Here is an 18,321-nt window from a genome sequence, read left to right as displayed (position 1 = left end):
CGCATGCCGGCTAATCTTACCCCCCAGTACAGGGAAGCGGATGAAAGATACCGCAGAGCGATAACGAACGAAGAAAAGCACGCCGCACTCAAGGATATGATTGCCCTTTTGCCGAAACACAAAGGCACCGAAAAGATGTTTGCCGATTTGAAAAAGAAGCTTTCTGTCCTCGAAAAAGAAATGAAATCCAAACCTAAAACGGCATCATCCCGGCGGGAAAGAATGTTCAACATACCCAAACAAGGCGCGGGTCAGATAGCCATGCTGGGCTCGGCTAACAGCGGCAAATCATCCCTATTCGTTGCACTTACAGGAGCCGATTCGGTTATTGCAGAATGGCCTTTCTCTACCCAGCAGCCGGTCGTGGGAATGATTGCTTACGAGAACATACAGTTTCAGCTTATCGATATGCCTCCGATGATTCTAGAAAACACAGAACCTTGGGAGTGGGGTATCTTGCGCAACGCCGACCTCGTACTTGCTCTTTTCGAATCCAATGATTCAGACTCACAAATTCCCATCCTTAAGCAGGAGTTGGAAAAATACGGAATATCAAAGGTCATTTGGATTGCTACAAAGATTGATTTGCTTCCCGATGGTCCAATCCCTCATTTTGAAACAAAAACCCTTTACGTTTCGGCGGAACAACTAGTAGGTCTGGATGAAATCAACCAAGCTATATTCGAGAATTTGGAGATTGTGCGTGTGTACACCAAACAACCAGGTAAGGAAGCCGATTTCAATGATCCCGTTATCCTCAAGAAAGGTGCAATCCTGATAGATGCGGCCGTTCACCTGCACAAGGATTTCGCCGAGAATCTTACGTTTGCAAGGCTCTGGAATAAAACAATGGAAGGCATTCGCGTTGCGCGCGACCACGTTCTTGAGGATGGTGATATCGTCGAGTTCCACACTAAATAAGCTATATTTGGCAAGCTCTCTCCTACAGTGTCAGGATTGTCCGCAGTTAAATGAATTGCAGATGGATAATGTATTCAAAACGTCCTGAAGCTCATCCATCTCTGAAAAACCTGTAAGATCGAGATGAAGAGGGGTAACCGAAATATAGCCTGTATCGACTGCGTCGGTATCGGAACCCTCCATTGATACTGAGGCCATCTCCCCAGAAAGAATAAGGTGCCACTCACCATTGGAATCCTTGGCTCTGCTCACGATATCCTTGTAGATACGTTTTCCAAGCCGCGTTACCTTGACACCCTTTGGATTGCCCTGAGGAAGATTGATGCTCACGAATCTTGGTTGACCACGTTCGAGTACCATTCGACAGAACTCCTGAATGAATTCCAATGATTGACGGGAAATGGTAGAGTGATCCCTGGCTGCAGATACGGCAACCGAAGGATATCGAAGAATTCGACCCTCCATGGCAGCCGCAACAGTTCCGGAATAAAGAACATCATCGGCAAGATTGTATCCCATGTTTATGCCCGAAACCACCAAGTCGATATTCGATTCCATTAAGGAGTGGTGTGCAAGAAGTACGCAATCTGTCGGTGTGCCGTAGATAGCGATGTGGCGGGTATCCCTTTCCTCTATTTTTACAGGCCTTCCTATGGTAAGGCTGTGAGAGGAACCTGATTGTTCTTCACGCGGAGCGATAACGAATATCTCTCCAAGTCCGGCAAGTGCCTGTTCAAGAGTCTTTATTCCTTGGGCATCGATTCCATCATCGTTGGTTAAAAGGATTCTTTTCCGTGTCATGAGTTATTTTATGGAATATATATCCTCGGTCAACTTTCTGCACATGTAACCGCTTGCATCGTTGGCGCCGATCTGGAGGATGCTTGACAATGATTCCATTAAGAATATGCTCAAGCATGAGCACCTGGGGAATCGTTATCTCGATTACGGCTATTGCGTTCGGACTTGCCGGACTCGTTTTCCTTTTCTGGGGATGGAATCGTCGCAACAGGGGCGAGAAGACTCTGGTTCATTTTATTATCGCTGCAGCAGGCGGCGTCCTTTTCGCAGGTCTGTTATACCTCGGAGGAAGATTAGGGCTTTTGTGGTAAAGTGCTGATTCAATGGCTTTAGCCAGCATCCTCACATTCGCTGCTATCTTAATTGAAGTATAAGCAAACTGGCTGATTTGAAACGATTAGACCTTATGTGCACGGTACACTCCGGGTGCACAAAGGATTTTTTTCGGGGGGCGATGGCAAAGTGGAGAAGTTAGTTAAGTCTTGCGTGAAACCAATCAGTAATCTTTGCAAGACTCCAAACAACAACATGATAACCGTGTCCTCCGTCTTTAACCTCAATAATGGTTTTGTCTCGCGACTTCCAATTGTCATAAAGCTCGATATGGCCGGATTGCTCAATGATCTCGTCTTTTTCACCATAAATTAGGAGTAGAGGTAGATCAAGAGTTCTTGCATCGATAATACACTTGTTCATGATTCTCTTGGATGCCGCCATATAACGCATGCTGAATTTCTTTACTACAAGGTTGTTTTTCATTCTTGAGGCTGTCTCCTTTGCGTCCTCAGGATGCTCTATTAGAGAAGAATCTCCTGCCATATCGACGACAAGGGCGCCAGGCGCGAAGATGTAATAAAAAGCGTACTTGACGTAGTCACCGAATTGCGGCCCTGTTCCCTTGTTTTGTTTGTATTTGTAAGCCGGGTTCACTGCGATGATACCGGCATAGGTACTAGAATTTCGCGCTGCAATCTCTATCGCGAATGCGCCGCTCATGCTGTGTCCGAAGAGAAACAGCGGCACTTCGGGATGCCAAACGCTGAGGGTATCAGCAAAATCCTGGTAATCGGATAAAAAACGTTCGATATTCTCATCTCCCCTCCTGCCTTGTGAGAATCCCGTTCCACGAGGATGAAGAAAGTATACACCTATACCGATGGCAAGCAGCGAGTCAATAAACTCTGTCTGAACACCTGAATCGAGTCCAGTAATACCCGTAACATATACTACTACACCACGGATTGCATAAGGAAGATATCTCGAGTAGTAGAGTGTCAACCCATCCTGGCTGGTAAAACACCCTGAGTTCGTATCAGGTAGCGACGACGAACCTGCATTTGAACCTATGCCGGTTATGCATAAGAGAAGGATTGCAGTGGTTTGCATACGTTTGAATTATAGATGATTTACGCTACCGGTCAATGATTCTTGACTTTCCCCTTTCCCTCCGTATACTCGGCAATGAGAGACCCCCAAAAATTTGTGGATGAATCGATTGAGAAGCTTCGAACAGAGATAAAAGGAACCGCCATCATTGCCTGTTCGGGCGGCGTTGATTCGACAACAGCAGCCGTACTAGTCAATCGTGCTATTGCCGAAAGGCTCGTCACAGTCTTCGTGGATACTGGTTACCTGCGCAAGAATGAAGCAGGACATGTCCAGAATCTGCTTAAAGATATGGGGTTGAATCTTAGATTTGTCGACGCTTCCGAGGAGTTCTACAAGGCTCTGCGCGGCGTTACCGAACCCGAACGCAAACGCAAGATCATCGGCAACATGTTCATCAAAGTATTCGAGCGTGAGGCCGAGAAGGTCAAGGCGGATACATTGATCCAGGGAACTATCGCTCCGGACTGGATTGAGTCAGGCGGTCAGTTAAGGGACGTAATAAAATCCCATCACAATGTCGGCGGACTGCCCGAAAAGATGAAGATGAAGCTGGCAGAGCCTCTTAGAGACTTGTACAAGGATGAGGTTCGCAAGGTCGCAAGACACATGGGTCTTGAAATAGCTGAAAAGCAGCCGTTTCCAGGTCCCGGACTGGCTGTAAGGGTTCTCGGCGACCCTACGAAGGAGAGGACAGCAATACTGAGAGAGGCATGCGCTATTGTTGAGGAAGAGATTGAGCACGCTGCATCGCAAGGAGAATGTGAACTGCCGTGGCAGTACTTTGCGGTACTCTTACCGGTAAAGAGCGTCGGCGTCAGAGGCGACGTAAGGGCATACGGAGAAACCGTTGTTGTTCGCGCGGTTCAAAGTTTAGACGGGATGACGGCTTCAGCCTCCCCGCTCCCATTCTCCCTTTTGGAGCGTATAAGCGTACGTATAACAAACTCTCTTTTAGACGTCGTCAGGGTAGCATACGATATCTCCCATAAACCGCCGGGAACCATCGAATGGGAGTGATGTAATGACTAATGTCAGGATTGACGTTGTAGATAACGGAGGTCAGTGGACGCACCGCGAATGGCGCATGCTGAGAGACCTCGATATTGAAACCAACATAATTCCTAATACAACCCAGCCTAGAGAGATTAAAGCAGACGCGCTTGTTCTTTCAGGCGGCGCACCAAGAATAGGTTCCGAGACCCTCAAACTCGGTTTGACCGGCGATTATCTGGACAAACTTTCGATACCCATACTTGGGATATGCGTGGGGCACCAGTTCATAGCCTTGCACCACGGCGGCAAAGCAGGCCCGGCTAAAGTCCCTGAATATGGAAAAGCGGAATTAATTGTCACGAATCCTGATGATCTTTTCAAAGGACTCCCTGAACGCTTTACTGTTTGGGAATCGCATAATGACGAGATTTACGAACTGCCGCAAGGGTTCTCCTCTCTAGCTCGCTCTAAAGATTGTGAAATTGAGGCTATGAAACATGATTCACGACCCCTGTACGGAGTGCAGTTTCATCCGGAAGTCGAACACACCGATTTCCACTACGAGATATTCGAGAATTTCATAGAGATAGTAAGATCCTTTAAAGAATCAAAGTAACAGATACCTCCTCGAAAAATGCATTTCTGAAATAAAAGCGGACGCTATCCGTAGGACTCTTCCAAACCAGGACGGGATCCGCGCACTTTTATCGCATCAAATTCAGCCTCGGGCTTCGGAAGCAGGAGATACTCCTGGTCTCCGAAATGTACCCCGCCGCCGATTGTGATTTCGTAGATTCTCAACAACAAATGATGAGGATTCAACAGAAAATATTTTGCCCATTCTTTCAGCCTGGGCACAGGTATCTGATTATCATCGTGGGAGACTTCATTTATAAGATTTCTGATATCCAGTTTGTGATTTTGATAAAAGCTCTTCTTGATTTCAAATCCCGTGTTGTAGAACAACTTTCTTGCCGTCGGTTTCGATATATCACGCTTATGATGAGGCGCAGCCCAATCCATAGTAACGACCGAAGGGAAACACACGACTGCTGCCCCTCTTGGGCCTATTGCCTTTCTTATCCAGTTCATGTATGAATAAGGTTCTGCAACGTGCTCGACAGTTGCCAGACTTACTACAGCATCAAAATGACCAAGGGTTCTAAGAAAAGACGCATCATCCGCATTGCCTTCAAGAAAAGCAGTTCGACCATTGCTATAGTTTTTACGCGCGTACTCAACGGTCTCTTTATCAATATCCACACCTGTAACTTCTCCAAGGTCAGAAAGGATTTCTGAACCGTAGCCCGAGCCGCAGGCGATATCTAAAATCCTTATCTCGCGTGAGCCAAAATGGCTCCTTAACCAATCCCTGGCAACTTTGTAACGGGTCGTAAATACTTTATACATAATGCCCTGGATATTATCCATGGCATGGGCATCCATTTCTTTAGGATATACTCTTTCGGTTATTCCAGCCATTCTATAATTTCCTTACTTTAGAAGATTTTATGTTTCAACCATGATGGTTTTTTTTAGGTTCCAAAAGATACTGCTGATGAGCTATCAACACCCCTCCCCCAATACTTATCTGATAGAGCCTCATCAAAAAGAGACGCGGATGTGTCAGGTATATCTTAATCCACTGCTTCAAAGGCGGAGTAGGCATTGCCCTATTGTGCTTTGTCTCGAAGATAACATCCCGCATATCGAGCTTGTAATCTTGCTTATGTTTATCCAGGATCGAAAACTTCCCCTTCTTAAAAAGACGTCTTGCCGCTCTTCTTGAAATATCACGCTTGTGATGAGGTGCAGCCCAATCCATGGTAAGGGTGGAAGGAAACGATACCACAAAAGCGCCGCCTGCTCTGAGCGAACCGGCAACCCATCCTAGATATGCCCGGTGGTCTTTAAGATGCTCGATTGTCTCAAGACTTACTATTGCATCAAATGCGCCGAGGCTTTCAAGAAATTTTTTATCTTCGGCATCTCCCACGATAAAGGAAGTCCTTGATGTTTTATAATGACGATTTGCATATTCGATGGCTTCGGAATCGAAGTCGACGCCCAGAACCTCGCCTGCTTCTGCGAGTATCTCGGATCCGAACCCGGTTCCGCAACCTATATCCAGAATCCTGGCATTATGGCCGTTGAATCTCTTTTTCAGCCATTGAGAGGACACATGGTATCGTTCAAGATGGTTTTTTAGTGAAATGCGCTGAATGTCGCTTGCGACTACATCCATCTCCTTGGGCACCACCCTTTCTGTATTCCAGTCCAATTCTTCCTCCTGTTGAGTTTTCGTATATAATTCACAGGGCTTATCTAGAGAAGATTCAAAGCCGAGTTAATGCCTGAACAGTATACCTCTAGGCTTAAGATTGTCAAGCAGATTAACAGCCTGAATAGTACAGTCGATTAACTTTTGCCTGTCTAAGGCATAAGAGGCAACTCTGGAACTATTCGTCTTCCCTTTGCCTCAGGCTTACCAGGAGAATTATCGTAGACCTCAACAACGTAATAGACAACTGCAGTAAACTGTGTTGCGAAAGAACCATGGAAATATGAATGAACAAGGTTAGCGTATTCGACTTGGAGCCTTTCTATTTCAGTGAGTTGTGGATCTTCCGGATGCATAAGATGTGCAATTGCCTTGAATTCATACGAAGGCATGTCAAGGAAAACGACCGCACAAGCAGGATTAGTCATCTGATTCAGGAATGTAGCTGTTTCGAATTCGGGTGTTGAGTAAAGCTCGAGGCTAACCTGACATCCTGGATCAAAAATCTCACTACCTTGATTGTACAAGGAATCAAGTCTGTTGAGTTTCGAATTGAAGTCATCCCCGGCAGTTGATTCAAGTAGATTTATCATCTCTTCAAGCTTATCCTGACGAGGAAGCCAACCCATCCCCTTAACGGCGTTGTTTACATTGAATCTGCTGTCGTTGCGGGCTACACCGTATGTTGCAACCATCCCGTTGTGCGGACCGGAAAGCTCAGGAGGCTGCTGGTTGCGGAAGCGTTCAAGCGTCTCCAATCTGCGCTCAAAACTCCACTTCTGAAACGATTCAGGCAAATCACGTATTTTGTAGTCTTGCCATTTCCCGTCAACTTCTGCCCGAATAGTACCTTCTTTTATCTTCGAACAGTCAATCTTGTCCTGGTGAAAGGTTCCATCATGCCAAAAGGTTGCGGACGAGTGTTCCTGATTATCGTAGGCAAAACCTTCGATGGCGACGAACAACAGACAAAAAAGAAATCTAATGGCTGCATAGTTCATGGTTTTCCTCCTGCTATTTTTTGATTTTTTTTATTGGAATGTCACGACCTTCCGGGAACAGGAGCTTTAAGGCCGCCTTTATTGTCTTGACGAAATGGAAATCAAGCCCTTTACGCACGTGGTCAGGAATCTCGTCGAGATCCTTCTTGTTCTCCTGAGGAAGAATGATAGTTGTAATACCTGCCCTCTTTGCACCAAGCACTTTCTCCTTGACTCCGCCTATGGGCAGTACGCGGCCGGTCAAAGTAATCTCTCCTGTCATGGCGATACGGGGATCAATGGCCTTACCTGAAAACAAGGAATAAAGCGCAGATGTTAAGGCAAGACCAGCGGATGGACCATCTTTCGGTATCGCGCCCGAAGGTATATGAATATGAAGATCATTTTTAGAAAGGTCAAGCTCATCGAGTCCTATCTCCTCATAGTGACTTCGAAGAAACGATAATGCCGCTTGAGCCGACTCCTTCATAACGTCACCAAGAGAACCGGTCAACACAAGACCTTTTGAACCGGGCATGCAGGTAGCTTCTATGAAAAGAATCTCGCCGCCTACAGGCGTCCAGGCAAGACCGGTAGAAACGCCCACAGTCCCCTCTCTTGCAGCTATTTCTGCATAAAACTTGCGGGGCCCGAGAAAAGAAGCAATACTTCTTGAGTCTGATACCTTGACTTTTCTTTTATTACCTTCCGCATGTCGCCTGGCAATCTTGCGGATAACTGAACCTATCTCCCTTTCGAGATTACGGACACCCGCTTCTCGGGTATAGCCTTTGATAATCTCGAGTATTGCCTCATCATTAAACTCGACATCAGAAGGTTTAAGGCCCACCTGGTCAAGCTGACGCCGAACCAGATAGTTTTTGGCTATCTCAAGCTTTTCAACGTCTATGTATCCTGGAAGCTCGATTACCTCCATACGATCGCGCAGAGCAGGGATTATGGTTTGGAGCACATTACCCGTAGCAATAAACATGACCTTTGAGAGATCGTAGGGAACTTCAAGATAGTGGTCGGAAAAAGAAAAATTCTGTTCAGGGTCAAGAACTTCCAGAAGAGCGGAAGACGGATCACCTCGGAAATCGGCGCCTACCTTGTCTATTTCATCAAGCATGAAAACGGGATTATTGGAACCTGCAGTCCTTATACTCTGAAGAATCCTTCCAGGAAGCGCTCCTACGTACGTTCTGCGGTGACCGCGGATCTCTGCTTCATCGTGTACTCCGCCGAGCGAAAGACGAACAAACTTCCGGCCAAGCGCACGCGCAATGGAGCGTCCGAGCGAGGTTTTACCGACGCCGGGAGGGCCAATAAAGCACAAGATTGGCCCCTTGGAATCGGGTTTGAGTTTTCTTACGGCAAGATACTCAAGCAGACGTTCCTTGATTTTTTCAAGATCGTAATGATCTTCATCAAGAATTTTTCTGGCGCGCTTGATATCAAGATTGTCCTCAGTGGACTCCTCCCAGGGAAGGGCAAGCAGCCAGTCCAGATAAGTTCGAACGACTGTATACTCCGCCGCAGCCGGAGGCATTATTCGCAGTCTGTCCAGCTCTTTCAAAGCCGTATCCTTGGCCTCCTTGGGCATATTCTTGGCTTCAATCTTAGCCCTGAGTTCCTCTACTTCAACGGTTCTTTCGTCCGATTCACCCAACTCCTCTCTTATGGCTTTAAGTTGCTCCCGCAAGAAGTATTCCCTCTGGGATTTGTCTACTTCACCCTTGACGCGTTCCCTTATTTTAACTCCAAGTTCGAGAATTCCTATTTCTTTTGCTAAAAGAGAATCAAGCCTCTTCAGCCTGTCCTTGGCGGCAAAGGTTTCTAAAAGGCTCTGTTTTTCGCTAACGTCGAAGTTTACGTATGAGGCAACAAAGTCGGCCAATTTATTGGGTTCTCTGATATTGAGAACTATGGACATAAGATCCTCTGAAAGGTATGGAACCATTGCCACAAGTTTCTGGAACGAACCTATTACGTTGCGCATCAGAGCCTCTGTGGCCGTATCGTGGCTTTCAACCTCCCTTACGATCTTGACTTTTGCGGTAAGATAAGGCTCACGTTGAATGAACTTTTCTACCTGCCCCCTCTGCATACCCTGAACAAAAATCCGCAGTGTATCATCAGGATACCTTCTCATCTTCAGAACCATAGAAACGACGCCTACCTGAAACAAATCCTCCGGTGATGGGTTCTCGATTTCAGGGTTCCTTTGAGTGACAATGCATACTATCTTATGCGAGGAGAGCGTGTCATCTATCAGCTTTGTTATTGAAGGATTCGAAATCGCCAAACCCGTAGCCAGATTGGGAAATATAACTCCGCCTTTTATGGGCAGGATAGGCAATATCTCAGGTATCGTCAGCGAATCGTTAAAGCTTATACTAGTTTCGTTTTTCACAATACACCTCGTTATTCTACCGGAATCTCTACTATCCGCGGAACATGCCTCGGAATCCTAATCTCAAGAATACCGTCTTTCAATTTTACCTGCGCTTGTGAAGGGTCTACTTCACAAGGCAGGACAATCTTGCGCTCAAATGTGCCGTAAAAGGACTCCAGTTTGTAAAACTGAGTCGCAGACGCGCATGATTCAGGCTCGTGTCTTACGCCTCGAATCTCTACCCGCTCTTTGAGTATTTTAACATCCAGCACCTTGTCCGAAACACCTGGGACCTCCGCTATAAGATAAACCTCTTCTTTAGTCAGGAATAGATCTACTCTTGGAAAGTTCTCATCCTCACCCCTTACCATGGAATCGTTAACAAAGAAGTATACTTGACCCTTTCTCATTTCTTTTTCTCCTCCGTTATATTGGAGTTTACAATCGAAATCTTTTCTCCTATTGTAACGCCCAACATTAATGAGGCTTGCGCCTCTTTAACACATATCTCAATGTAGCCCCAGCTGTTCAACAATGCACCTGGAGCGGTGAAATCCAACTGAGAGTAATATTCCACGATTGGAACAATAGCATCCTTAATGACCAGTGTTGAGTTATTCGTGAGGTGTTCCTTACGAAGGTTGGACACCAGGTTCCCGAAATTATCAATATATAGTATCTCTCCATCGAAACCGGTTTTTGTTTTTACAGGTTCTGGTAGGGCGAGTAAAACCGGATCGATAAACCCGGTCACAAGCTGCCGATATCCTAGATTCAGAATCTTGCCTGCGGCGACGGCGTAAACATCCCTTCCGTGGAATGTGCTTGAAGCGCTTGTAATACCAATACTTGTGAAATCCATTGCCCAAGTTTGTCCATTATGAAGCTTCGCTATCCTGCCTAGAACACCGTTATCCGGACCTATAAAGTAGTGGCCTGCGGCATGAACTAGTATGTGCCGGCGGGAGGAGCCGACCCCGGGGTCAACAATCATGACATGAATAGTACCCTTAGGAAAATACACGAACGCTGCATTAAGAACAATAAATGCCTGTCGCAGGTTAAAGGCCGGAATGTTGTGTGATATATCTACGATACAGGTTTGCGGAGCTTGATTAAGAATGACTCCTTTCATCGTCCCCGCATAACCGTCCTCCTGTCCGAAATCTGTCGTTAGAGTTACAATCCCTGAGAAATCATTATTTAGCATATTCCACGTTCCGAACCTCCCTGATCACTACGACTTTAATATAACCTGGATATTGAAGTTCGGTTTGGATCTGTCTTGCAATCTTGTGACTCATCTCTTCTACTTCGAGATCGGAAACGACCTCAGGCTGAACAAGAACGCGCAGCTCGCGGCCAGCTTGTATGGCATACGCTTTCTCTACGCCTTCAAAACTGGTAGCAATATTTTCAAGCCTCTCAAGTCTTTTAAGATAAGCCTCAAGGGTTTCTCTGCGGGCCCCTGGACGAGAACCCGATATGGCGTCAGCGGCGGCAACAATGAACGAATACGCACTATCCATAGATACTTCCTCGTGATGGGAAGCGACCGCATTAATAACCAACGGGTCTTCTCCGTACTGACTCACTATGCGCGCTCCTATCTCCGCATGGGGACCTTCGATGTTGGAGTCCGCAACCTTGCCTATATCATGCATGAGACCGGCTCTTACAGCCAGTTGCGTATCAAGTTTCAGTTCGCTTGCCATATGCATGCAAAGATTTGCAACTTCTCTCGAATGTTGAAGCAGATTCTGTCCGTAGCTGTAGCGATACTTCATTTTTCCTATGTAGTTATATAACTCCTCGTTAAGCCCTATGATGCCGAACTCGGCCGTGGTTTCTTCACCTGTGATCCTAATGTGTTCAAGCAGTTCCTTGTCGACCTCATTATAGATTTCCTCAATTCGAGCGGGATGTATTCTGCCGTCAACGATTAGTCTTTCCAGAGTGACTTTGGCTTTTTCACGCCTCAAAGGATCGAAGGCCGAGATAATTACGGCGCCTGGCGTGTCATCCACAAGAACCTCAACGCCAGTAAGAGTCTCGAACGTCCTGATATTTCGACCTTCACGTCCAATTATTCGACCCTTGAGTTCTTCAGAAGGCAGCTCGACTACAGACACTGTCGTCTCAGCCCAGTGAGAAAGAGAAACCTTTTGAATAGCCTGGGAAACTATTTCCTTGGCTGCTCTTTCAGCATCCTGGCGTGCATGATCTTTAATATCCTTAACCATCTGAATGGCCTCAAGATCGGCCTGTCTTCTCAAATTGGCAAGTAGCTCGGTTTTGGCTTTTTCCTTGCTGATGAGCGATATGCTTTCGAGCCTTCGGTTTTCTTCTTCGATAAGCTGATCATATCTTTCCATCTTGGTTTTAAGAATCTTCTCTAGATTCGCAAGATATTTCTCGTTGCGGATAAGGGCGCTCTCTCGTTCGGTAAGGTAATGGCTTCGTCTCTCGAGTATCACTTCCCTCTCGGTTATCTTTTTCGATTGTTTGTCAAGTTCCTTTCTTTCAAGAGAAAATTGTTTTTCAAGCTTTTCCCTGGCTTTTAACCAGCGCTCTTTGGCTTCTACATCGGCAGCCTTAAGGAGATTTTCGACCTCCTTTTCGGCATCCTTTATAATCTGAGCGGCCCTTACCTTTGAGTTTGCTATACTTCTTATTCTCATCACCTGAAACAGAAAAAATCCTAAAAGGAAGGCTACAAGAGCCGTGCCCGAAATAATAAGAATCGTCATTGTTGTCATCGCTCCTCCGGTATGCCCTCCGCCGTGCCGTGGAAACGGGTGTCTTTGAACCCAAGAATTACGGAGGGGGTCGGAATACCCATTCCTGAAAGCTCATATCTGAGCTCTCAATTCGTAGGGTCCTCGCCCCAATCCTTGAGCGTTGGCTCAAGACAAAAGCCGCCATCACGCACACGGCAGGGGGCTAAATTACCTCTTCTATTTCCTTGATGAGATGTTGAGCCCTCTCGGCAATTTCTTTTTCAACCGTAAGACGCTTAGAATCAAGTTGTTCGGCTAAATCCAGAGTCACCAGAAGCACCGATCGCATCATTGAAATGTTGCCGAACTTTTCTTTCTTCTCGCGTATTAACTTATCAATCCACGAAGCAAGACGCTCAAGCCTCTCTACAGAAGTATCGTGGCGCACCTGTATTTCGTGGCCGGATATGGTTATCTTATCTATTGGCATTAAGCTCAAATCCCATCTAGGTTATTCCAGTCTTTCCAGTATTAATGCGAGACGTTCTGAAGCTTTCTTTCTCAGGCGTTCCAAATCGCCAATTTCTGCTTCCAGTCTCGCTTTCTCTTTTTCCAGTTCCCGAACACGCTGAATTAATACCCTTACTGCATTTTCAAGCCGGGTAAATTCAGTTTCCATCTCCTTCTCTTCCTCTTATTTGCGCGTTGAACTTAACGGCAACCTTTTCGGACAAATCTGACATAATCCCGTCCAGTTCATCTTTAGAAAAATTTCGATTTTTAGGCACGAATAAAAGCCTTAGTCCAAGATTACGTTTGCCTTCAGCAAGAGGCTTGCCCGAATAATTATCAAAGATGTCTACTCCCGCGCAAATATCACCTGCCTCTCTTTGCACAAATTGCATAACTTGCTGAGCAACTACACTTGCATCGAGAAGCAAGGCTAAATCTCTCTCAGTTGAATGGAATCTAGACAATGGTTTATACAAGTACTTTTTAGAAAAAAGCTTATATAGCTCGGATAAGTCCAATTCAGCATAAAAAATATCTTCTGAGATTCCAGCCTTTTCAAGGTATTGTGGAGCAACCTTGCCGAAAATTCCATGATAACAGCCATTCACTGTTAGGGAACATGCCTCGCTTGTATAAAATGACTTGGTTGTTGCTTCAAACATCATTTCGTCAGGGTTCAGTCCGAAATGAATGCAAAGCATCTCGACAATGCCTTTGATATCAAAAAAATCCACATTTCGAGGCGCTCTATCCCATGACAATGGTTCGCTTTTGCCGCACAAAAGAATTCCAAGGCGAAGCATTTCCTGCGAATCGGGATCCTTTTTGCTGAATACGTTGCCGATTTCATACAAAGCAAGGTTTTCTTCGCCGAAACGGATATTGTTGGATGCTATCGCTAGCAATCCGGATGCAAGGGAAGGCCTCATGACACTCATTCTTTCCGAAAGGGGGTTCGTGAGTTCTATCGTCTCACCGGCAAACTCGTCCTCGATTTCCTTCTTTGATAAAAAAGTCAAGGAGTAGGTTTCACTCAGTCCGAGACCGGAAAGAAAACTGCGAAGATGGTTCAAAAAACGTGATAGTTCGTGAGTTTTGCCTGGTGAATTGGTCTTAATAATAAATCTTGATGGAAGATCATCGTAACCCCTGAGTCTTAATATTTCTTCGATAAGATCCACATCCTCAAGCAAATCGTTTCGGTGTGAAGGAACTTTTGCAAAGAGGGTTTTTCCAGTTATCTCGACCTTGAAACCTATAAGCTCAAGGTTTCTCGACTCCTTTTTGAGGTCGATTCCGGTACTCGCATATGAATCAAGCTTTTCGCCCGCGAGAGTGACAGTATCTTTTTCTATAAAACTGCCCCAGGCAAGTTCTCCAGATACGGTAGCGTCGGCCAGAATATCCTGAAGCATATCGATGAATACCAAGGCGGCATCACGCGTTATAGCGCCATCTATACCGGCTGCAAAGCGCTTGCTCGAATCGCTCTGCAGTCCTGTAGCGCCAATCCCGAATCTTATGGGCTGTGGAACGAACTCCGCGGATTCGAGGAAAATCCTCTTTGTGCCCGCGTTAACTTCAGAACCCTCTCCTCCCATGATGCCGGCAATCGCCAGAGGATGATCCTCATCAGCAATAAGCAGGCAATGCGGTGATAGTTCATAAGTCTTATGGTCGATTGCCGTTATTTTTTCAAGCTCCTTTGCCCTTCTCACTCGAACACGTCCGCCCCTGATTACGGATGCATCAAAGGCGTGAAGGGGCTGACCGGTAATAAACATCACATAATTGGAAATATCTACAATGTTGTTCACCGGTCTTGCTCCGAATGCATGAAGCCTCCATCTCAACCAGAATGGAGACGGCTGTATCTTCACACCCTCGATAAGAAATCCGTAATACTGTCTGATGTCTTCGTCCGCTTCAATGCTCAGCTTGAAGTTATGTTCTTTCTTGACTATGTCCAGCAAAGGCGCCGAAGGAACATTAAAACTCTCGCCTATTAATGGTGATAATTCTCTCGCAAGCCCGTAAAGCGAATAAAGGTCGCCCCTGTTGGGTGTAATTTCAACATTAAGAACAGTACTTTCAATGACTTCGGCCAGCGGTAAGCCCGTCTGGGTCCCCACGGGCAAAATAACCGGATAGTCATCATCAAGCCCCAAGTCCTTTTCTGTAACCACCACCGCTGATACGCCATCCCTGCCTCCAAGATTTTCCTTTACGATAGGGCTACCTTCAAAGGCAATCGCGATAATGCCTTCTGAAGCGATTTCTGTGTGAGAATATGCATGAAACCGCTCTTCCCCGCATTCAACAGTAACGATAATTCCATCATCGAGTCTTTCAACAACGCCTTCAACCATTGCAGTTTTGACCTGCGGGTCAAAAGGAAGGAGCTCGATTATTTCTTCTACGGGAAATCCGACCTTGCTTAAATAGTGGGCAACCGTATGCGCCGAATGCGCGGTCCCAGTCAATTCTTCGAGTAAACGTAAAGGTAATCTCATACCCTAAGTTTAGCAGAAATTTAAGGTTAGTCAAGAGTCGTAAAGATAAATCTCAAGATAAAGGTTTGTTATCTAGATATCTTGTTAATCTGTGTATTCGAAAAAAAAATCTTAGATTGGTGAAATGCTTGGATTACCGTTTTGTTGCATATCGCAAGAGATGGTGCCTGCCATCACGACCCTCTCCTCGTGGTAGATGACGGCAAGCTGACCCGGCGTTATGGCTTCGAGTTCACGGTCGAGCAGCACCTTGTCCGATTCCAGACGGCACGGAACCTGGGGGGTTGCGTAGCGTATCTTGCAGGAGAGGCGGATGGATGATAAGTCCATATCGGTAAAACGGTTAATGCGGGTTATCTTGAAGCAAGTGCCGCAGAGCGCCGAACGCGGACCTACGATTACGCGATTGCTTACAGGGTCGAGCCGCACTACGAACAAGGGTTCACCCACTGCTATACCGAGCCCTTTGCGCTGGCCGACGGTGTGAAACCAGATTCCCTTGTGAGAGCCGAGGATGTTGCCTTCAAGGTCAACGATCTCGCCTTCCTTTTCACCAAGATGTTTTTTGAGAAATCCCTGCGTATCGCCGTCAGGTATGAAGCAAATATCCTGACTTTCGCGGCTTATACAGGGCAGTTTCTCATCGGTTGCGATTTTTTTAACATCGGATTTCATCAGATCACCCAATGGAAAGATGAGTCTGGAAAGCCTCGATTTGGGAATGAGAGCCAGAAAATACTCCTGCGATTTGCGGAGGTCGGCTGCCTTTGTGAGGGAATATTCCTGATTTTTAGAAGATTCGGGGACGCCGGGCAAAATCGAAGATTTTATTTGGGATGTTATTTTTGCATAGTGACCGGTTGAGAGATAATCGGCACCGAAACGTTCGAAATTGTCCCAGAACAGCCCGAACCGGATGCGTTCATTGCATACCGCGCAAGGGTTTGGGGTCCTGCCGTTCCTGTATTCGTCAAGAAAATATTCTACAACTTCGTTCTCAAACTGCTTGCGCACGTCGATTATGGAATGCGGTATGCCCAGTTTTCTCGAGACTTCGACAGCCGCCTCAATAGCGTCTCTTGAACAGCATTTTCCTTCTTCTGACCACATGCGCAAGGTGAATCCGTTGACTTCGAATCCTTGTTCTTTAAGTAGATATGCAGCAACTGAAGAGTCCACCCCTCCGCTCATACCAATCAATACTTTGCGTTCACTTTTCATTGTTTCAGGCGTAACCTGCGAAATTCATAGATAGTCAGGGTTCCCAGCAAATCATGAAGTGACTTCCTGAGATTGATTCATCCTTCCCAGGTTTCAATGAAGCGCAAAAGGGTTCTGACGCCGAATCCGGTGGCTCCTTTTCTGTAACAGCCGTATGTCTTGTCTACTACATCCTTCGCAGCCATGTCGATATGGACCCACGGTTTCTTATCGGTAAAACGTTCCAGAAATTTGGCAGCCGTAATCGCGCCGGCGTGCTGTCCGCCTGAGTTCTTTATCTCGGCGGCATTACTCTCTAAAAGCTCGTTGTACTCGTCAAACATCGGCATAGGCCAGAGCTTTTCTCCGGTTGAATTGACATTTCTCAAAAAAAGGTCTCTCATCATATCGCTCGTTGAGAAAAGACCCGCTACCCTGTGTCCAAGCGAGACGACGGACGCTCCTGTAAGAGTAGCTATATCAATGAGGTATGATGCTCCGAGTTCACGCGCATAGCTTAGAGCGTCTGCCATAATGAGCCTGCCTTCGGCATCGGTAGATATTATTTCAACCGAAGGACCGTCAAAACTCTTGATAATGTCTCCTGGATTCTGCGCTCTTCCGTCTGGTTCGTTCATTGCCGCCGGAATTACGGCAAGAATATTCTTTTTAACGCCCAGCTTGACGGATGCAATCAATGCGCCGGCCACGGCAGCCGCACCCGCCATATCCCCTTTCATGCCTTCCATCCCCTGCGGCGCTTTCAGCGATATTCCGCCGGAATCGAACATAACTCCCTTGCCGATTATGCCTAACCATGGGTCTTCCTTTCTGCCTCCTGAGTACTTGATTACAATCAGCCTTGGCGGGTTTTCGCTGCCTTTCGCCACTCCCCAGAGAAGGTTCATCTGTTTTTTTTGAATCCATTCTTCGTCGAAGATTTCAACAGATGCATTCGAACCTTCAAGATTCAGGGATACTGCTTCGGCAAAGGCGCAAGGTGTCATTACATTGCTCGGTTCGTTAACAAAATCACGCGCTAAATTTTGGGCATTGCTGATTATCTCTCCTCGCAAAGCACCTGATTTGAAAAACGCGAGTTTCTCCTCATCCTGCTCGACCAAAGTGAGTCTTTCAATTGCCGGTTTATTTTTTGTTTCTTCGGGTTTATACTTGTCGAAACGATAGGCAGCAAGCAAGGAGCCTACAACAACACTTTCTGCCGCGGCTTCGAGTTCCATCCCGCCTATCCCTGCCCCATGGACAATGGTAGAGGCTTCCTTAATGGAGTATCTTTCAGCCGACCATACTGCTGAAGCCGCAGCCCTGCGCGCTTCTTCGGCCCCGAACTTTTCGGCATCACCCAGCCCAACAACAAGAACACGCTCCGGCTTAATCTTGCCGTAAGTATGAAATAGAACCGTCTCGCCAAGCTTTCCTTCGATTTCACCAGCACCGATGGCATTGGACACAACTCCATCCAAGGCTTTGTCTATCGCGCCTGTTGCTCCGCCAGGTGACTTTACACCCTTAAACAGATTGACAATTATTAAAGGAGTTGAGATGCTTGCAACATCCCCCCTCTTCACTTCTATCTTCATGGCTTTTTCTT

18 protein-coding genes and 1 other RNA gene are annotated in these 18,321 nt (G+C 46.4%); 4 read left to right on the top strand and 15 right to left on the bottom strand.

Annotation, left to right across the window (positions count from 1 at the left end; genetic code table 11):
- Positions 1-3 precede the first annotated feature (3 nt).
- Positions 4-921: a TGS domain-containing protein gene (locus GX441_00730; GenBank protein ID NLI97168.1), complete on the top strand. Its 918-nt coding sequence runs from the start codon at positions 4-6 to the stop codon at positions 919-921.
- A 30-nt stretch (positions 922-951) separates the two neighbouring features.
- On the opposite strand, the gene surE is transcribed toward GX441_00730, so the two are convergent.
- Positions 952-1,722: a 5'/3'-nucleotidase SurE gene (gene surE, locus GX441_00725; protein NLI97167.1), complete on the bottom strand. Its 771-nt coding sequence runs from the start codon at positions 1,720-1,722 to the stop codon at positions 952-954.
- A gap of 116 nt (positions 1,723-1,838) precedes the next feature.
- Here surE and GX441_00720 point away from each other — a divergent pair, with 116 nt between their 5' ends.
- Entirely contained in the window at positions 1,839-2,033 is a 195-nt protein-coding gene (locus GX441_00720; protein ID NLI97166.1) for a hypothetical protein, read from the top strand.
- Positions 2,034-2,193: 160 nt separating this feature from the next.
- On the opposite strand, the gene GX441_00715 is transcribed toward GX441_00720, so the two are convergent.
- Positions 2,194-3,108 carry an alpha/beta hydrolase gene (locus GX441_00715; protein ID NLI97165.1) on the bottom strand — a complete coding sequence of 305 codons (915 nt, stop codon included), beginning with the start codon at positions 3,106-3,108 and terminating at the stop codon, positions 2,194-2,196.
- 75 nt (positions 3,109-3,183) lie between these two features.
- On the opposite strand from GX441_00715, the gene guaA reads away from it, so the two are divergent.
- Positions 3,184-4,128 (top strand): glutamine-hydrolyzing GMP synthase subunit GuaA, encoded by a 945-nt coding sequence (guaA, locus tag GX441_00710; GenBank protein NLI97164.1) that lies wholly within the window; start codon positions 3,184-3,186, stop codon positions 4,126-4,128.
- A 4-nt stretch (positions 4,129-4,132) separates the two neighbouring features.
- Positions 4,133-4,720 carry a GMP synthase subunit A gene (locus GX441_00705; GenBank protein ID NLI97163.1) on the top strand — a complete coding sequence of 196 codons (588 nt, stop codon included), beginning with the start codon at positions 4,133-4,135 and terminating at the stop codon, positions 4,718-4,720.
- A 44-nt stretch (positions 4,721-4,764) separates the two neighbouring features.
- Here the strand turns inward: GX441_00705 and GX441_00700 are convergent, their stop codons facing one another.
- The 13 genes from GX441_00700 to GX441_00640 form a co-directional block, all read right to left on the bottom strand.
- A complete protein-coding gene (locus tag GX441_00700; GenBank protein NLI97162.1) occupies positions 4,765-5,586 on the bottom strand; it encodes a methyltransferase domain-containing protein in 822 nt (273 codons plus the stop codon).
- Positions 5,587-5,620: 34 nt separating this feature from the next.
- Positions 5,621-6,385, bottom strand: a complete 765-nt coding sequence (locus tag GX441_00695) for a methyltransferase domain-containing protein (GenBank protein NLI97161.1) — start codon at positions 6,383-6,385, stop codon at positions 5,621-5,623.
- 152 nt (positions 6,386-6,537) lie between these two features.
- Positions 6,538-7,386: a hypothetical protein gene (locus GX441_00690; GenBank protein ID NLI97160.1), complete on the bottom strand. Its 849-nt coding sequence runs from the start codon at positions 7,384-7,386 to the stop codon at positions 6,538-6,540.
- Between the two features lie 13 nt (positions 7,387-7,399).
- Positions 7,400-9,763, bottom strand: coding sequence for an endopeptidase La (gene lon, locus GX441_00685; GenBank protein ID NLI97159.1), 2,364 nt, complete (start codon positions 9,761-9,763; stop codon positions 7,400-7,402).
- Between the two features lie 29 nt (positions 9,764-9,792).
- Positions 9,793-10,173, bottom strand: a complete 381-nt coding sequence (locus GX441_00680; protein NLI97158.1) for an Hsp20/alpha crystallin family protein — start codon at positions 10,171-10,173, stop codon at positions 9,793-9,795.
- On the bottom strand, positions 10,170-10,973 hold the full coding sequence (locus tag GX441_00675) for an SAM-dependent chlorinase/fluorinase (protein ID NLI97157.1): 804 nt from the start codon (positions 10,971-10,973) through the stop codon (positions 10,170-10,172). Before GX441_00675 ends, GX441_00680 begins: the two co-directional genes overlap by 4 nt.
- Positions 10,963-12,513: a ribonuclease Y gene (gene rny, locus GX441_00670; GenBank protein ID NLI97156.1), complete on the bottom strand. Its 1,551-nt coding sequence runs from the start codon at positions 12,511-12,513 to the stop codon at positions 10,963-10,965. The genes GX441_00675 and rny overlap by 11 nt, the downstream gene beginning before the upstream one ends.
- Positions 12,514-12,534: 21 nt before the next feature.
- A non-coding RNA gene (gene ssrS / locus GX441_00665) (6S RNA) lies at positions 12,535-12,708 on the bottom strand.
- On the bottom strand, positions 12,707-12,973 hold the full coding sequence (locus GX441_00660) for a cell division protein ZapA (protein ID NLI97155.1): 267 nt from the start codon (positions 12,971-12,973) through the stop codon (positions 12,707-12,709). The genes ssrS and GX441_00660 overlap by 2 nt, the downstream gene beginning before the upstream one ends.
- Positions 12,974-12,994: 21 nt before the next feature.
- Positions 12,995-13,162 (bottom strand): hypothetical protein, encoded by a 168-nt coding sequence (locus GX441_00655; protein ID NLI97154.1) that lies wholly within the window; start codon positions 13,160-13,162, stop codon positions 12,995-12,997.
- On the bottom strand, positions 13,152-15,509 hold the full coding sequence (pheT, locus tag GX441_00650) for a phenylalanine--tRNA ligase subunit beta (protein ID NLI97153.1): 2,358 nt from the start codon (positions 15,507-15,509) through the stop codon (positions 13,152-13,154). The genes GX441_00655 and pheT overlap by 11 nt, the downstream gene beginning before the upstream one ends.
- Positions 15,510-15,620: 111 nt before the next feature.
- Positions 15,621-16,730, bottom strand: a complete 1,110-nt coding sequence (mnmA, locus tag GX441_00645; protein ID NLI97152.1) for a tRNA 2-thiouridine(34) synthase MnmA — start codon at positions 16,728-16,730, stop codon at positions 15,621-15,623.
- Between the two features lie 77 nt (positions 16,731-16,807).
- On the bottom strand, positions 16,808-18,310 hold the full coding sequence (locus GX441_00640) for a leucyl aminopeptidase (protein NLI97151.1): 1,503 nt from the start codon (positions 18,308-18,310) through the stop codon (positions 16,808-16,810).
- Positions 18,311-18,321: the final 11 nt, after the last annotated feature.

It is taken from the genome of bacterium (assembly GCA_012517375.1).
In the GTDB taxonomy this organism is placed as follows: Bacteria; Hydrothermota; Tepidihabitantia; order B3-TA06; family B3-TA06; genus JAAYVC01.
The sequence above is the reverse complement of the archived record's forward strand: the minus strand, read 5'-3'. Positions and strand labels throughout refer to the sequence as shown.

What these genes read in the sequence shown, in the direction of transcription:
- GX441_00700 (NLI97162.1), bottom strand. Translation starts at nt 5,586, where the DNA reads ATGGCTGGAATAACCGAAAGAGTATATCCTAAAGAAATGGATGCCCAT.
- pheT (NLI97153.1), bottom strand. Translation starts at nt 15,509, where the DNA reads ATGAGATTACCTTTACGTTTACTCGAAGAATTGACTGGGACCGCGCAT.
- GX441_00680 (NLI97158.1), bottom strand. Translation starts at nt 10,173, where the DNA reads ATGAGAAAGGGTCAAGTATACTTCTTTGTTAACGATTCCATGGTAAGG.
- GX441_00730 (NLI97168.1), top strand. Translation starts at nt 4, where the DNA reads ATGCCGGCTAATCTTACCCCCCAGTACAGGGAAGCGGATGAAAGATAC.
- GX441_00655 (NLI97154.1), bottom strand. Translation starts at nt 13,162, where the DNA reads ATGGAAACTGAATTTACCCGGCTTGAAAATGCAGTAAGGGTATTAATT.
- rny (NLI97156.1), bottom strand. Translation starts at nt 12,513, where the DNA reads ATGACGATTCTTATTATTTCGGGCACGGCTCTTGTAGCCTTCCTTTTA.
- GX441_00720 (NLI97166.1), top strand. Translation starts at nt 1,839, where the DNA reads ATGAGCACCTGGGGAATCGTTATCTCGATTACGGCTATTGCGTTCGGA.
- guaA (NLI97164.1), top strand. Translation starts at nt 3,184, where the DNA reads ATGAGAGACCCCCAAAAATTTGTGGATGAATCGATTGAGAAGCTTCGA.
- GX441_00715 (NLI97165.1), bottom strand. Translation starts at nt 3,108, where the DNA reads ATGCAAACCACTGCAATCCTTCTCTTATGCATAACCGGCATAGGTTCA.
- GX441_00660 (NLI97155.1), bottom strand. Translation starts at nt 12,973, where the DNA reads ATGCCAATAGATAAGATAACCATATCCGGCCACGAAATACAGGTGCGC.
- surE (NLI97167.1), bottom strand. Translation starts at nt 1,722, where the DNA reads ATGACACGGAAAAGAATCCTTTTAACCAACGATGATGGAATCGATGCC.
- mnmA (NLI97152.1), bottom strand. Translation starts at nt 16,730, where the DNA reads ATGAAAAGTGAACGCAAAGTATTGATTGGTATGAGCGGAGGGGTGGAC.
- GX441_00690 (NLI97160.1), bottom strand. Translation starts at nt 7,386, where the DNA reads ATGAACTATGCAGCCATTAGATTTCTTTTTTGTCTGTTGTTCGTCGCC.
- GX441_00640 (NLI97151.1), bottom strand. Translation starts at nt 18,310, where the DNA reads ATGAAGATAGAAGTGAAGAGGGGGGATGTTGCAAGCATCTCAACTCCT.
- GX441_00675 (NLI97157.1), bottom strand. Translation starts at nt 10,973, where the DNA reads ATGCTAAATAATGATTTCTCAGGGATTGTAACTCTAACGACAGATTTC.
- GX441_00705 (NLI97163.1), top strand. Translation starts at nt 4,133, where the DNA reads ATGACTAATGTCAGGATTGACGTTGTAGATAACGGAGGTCAGTGGACG.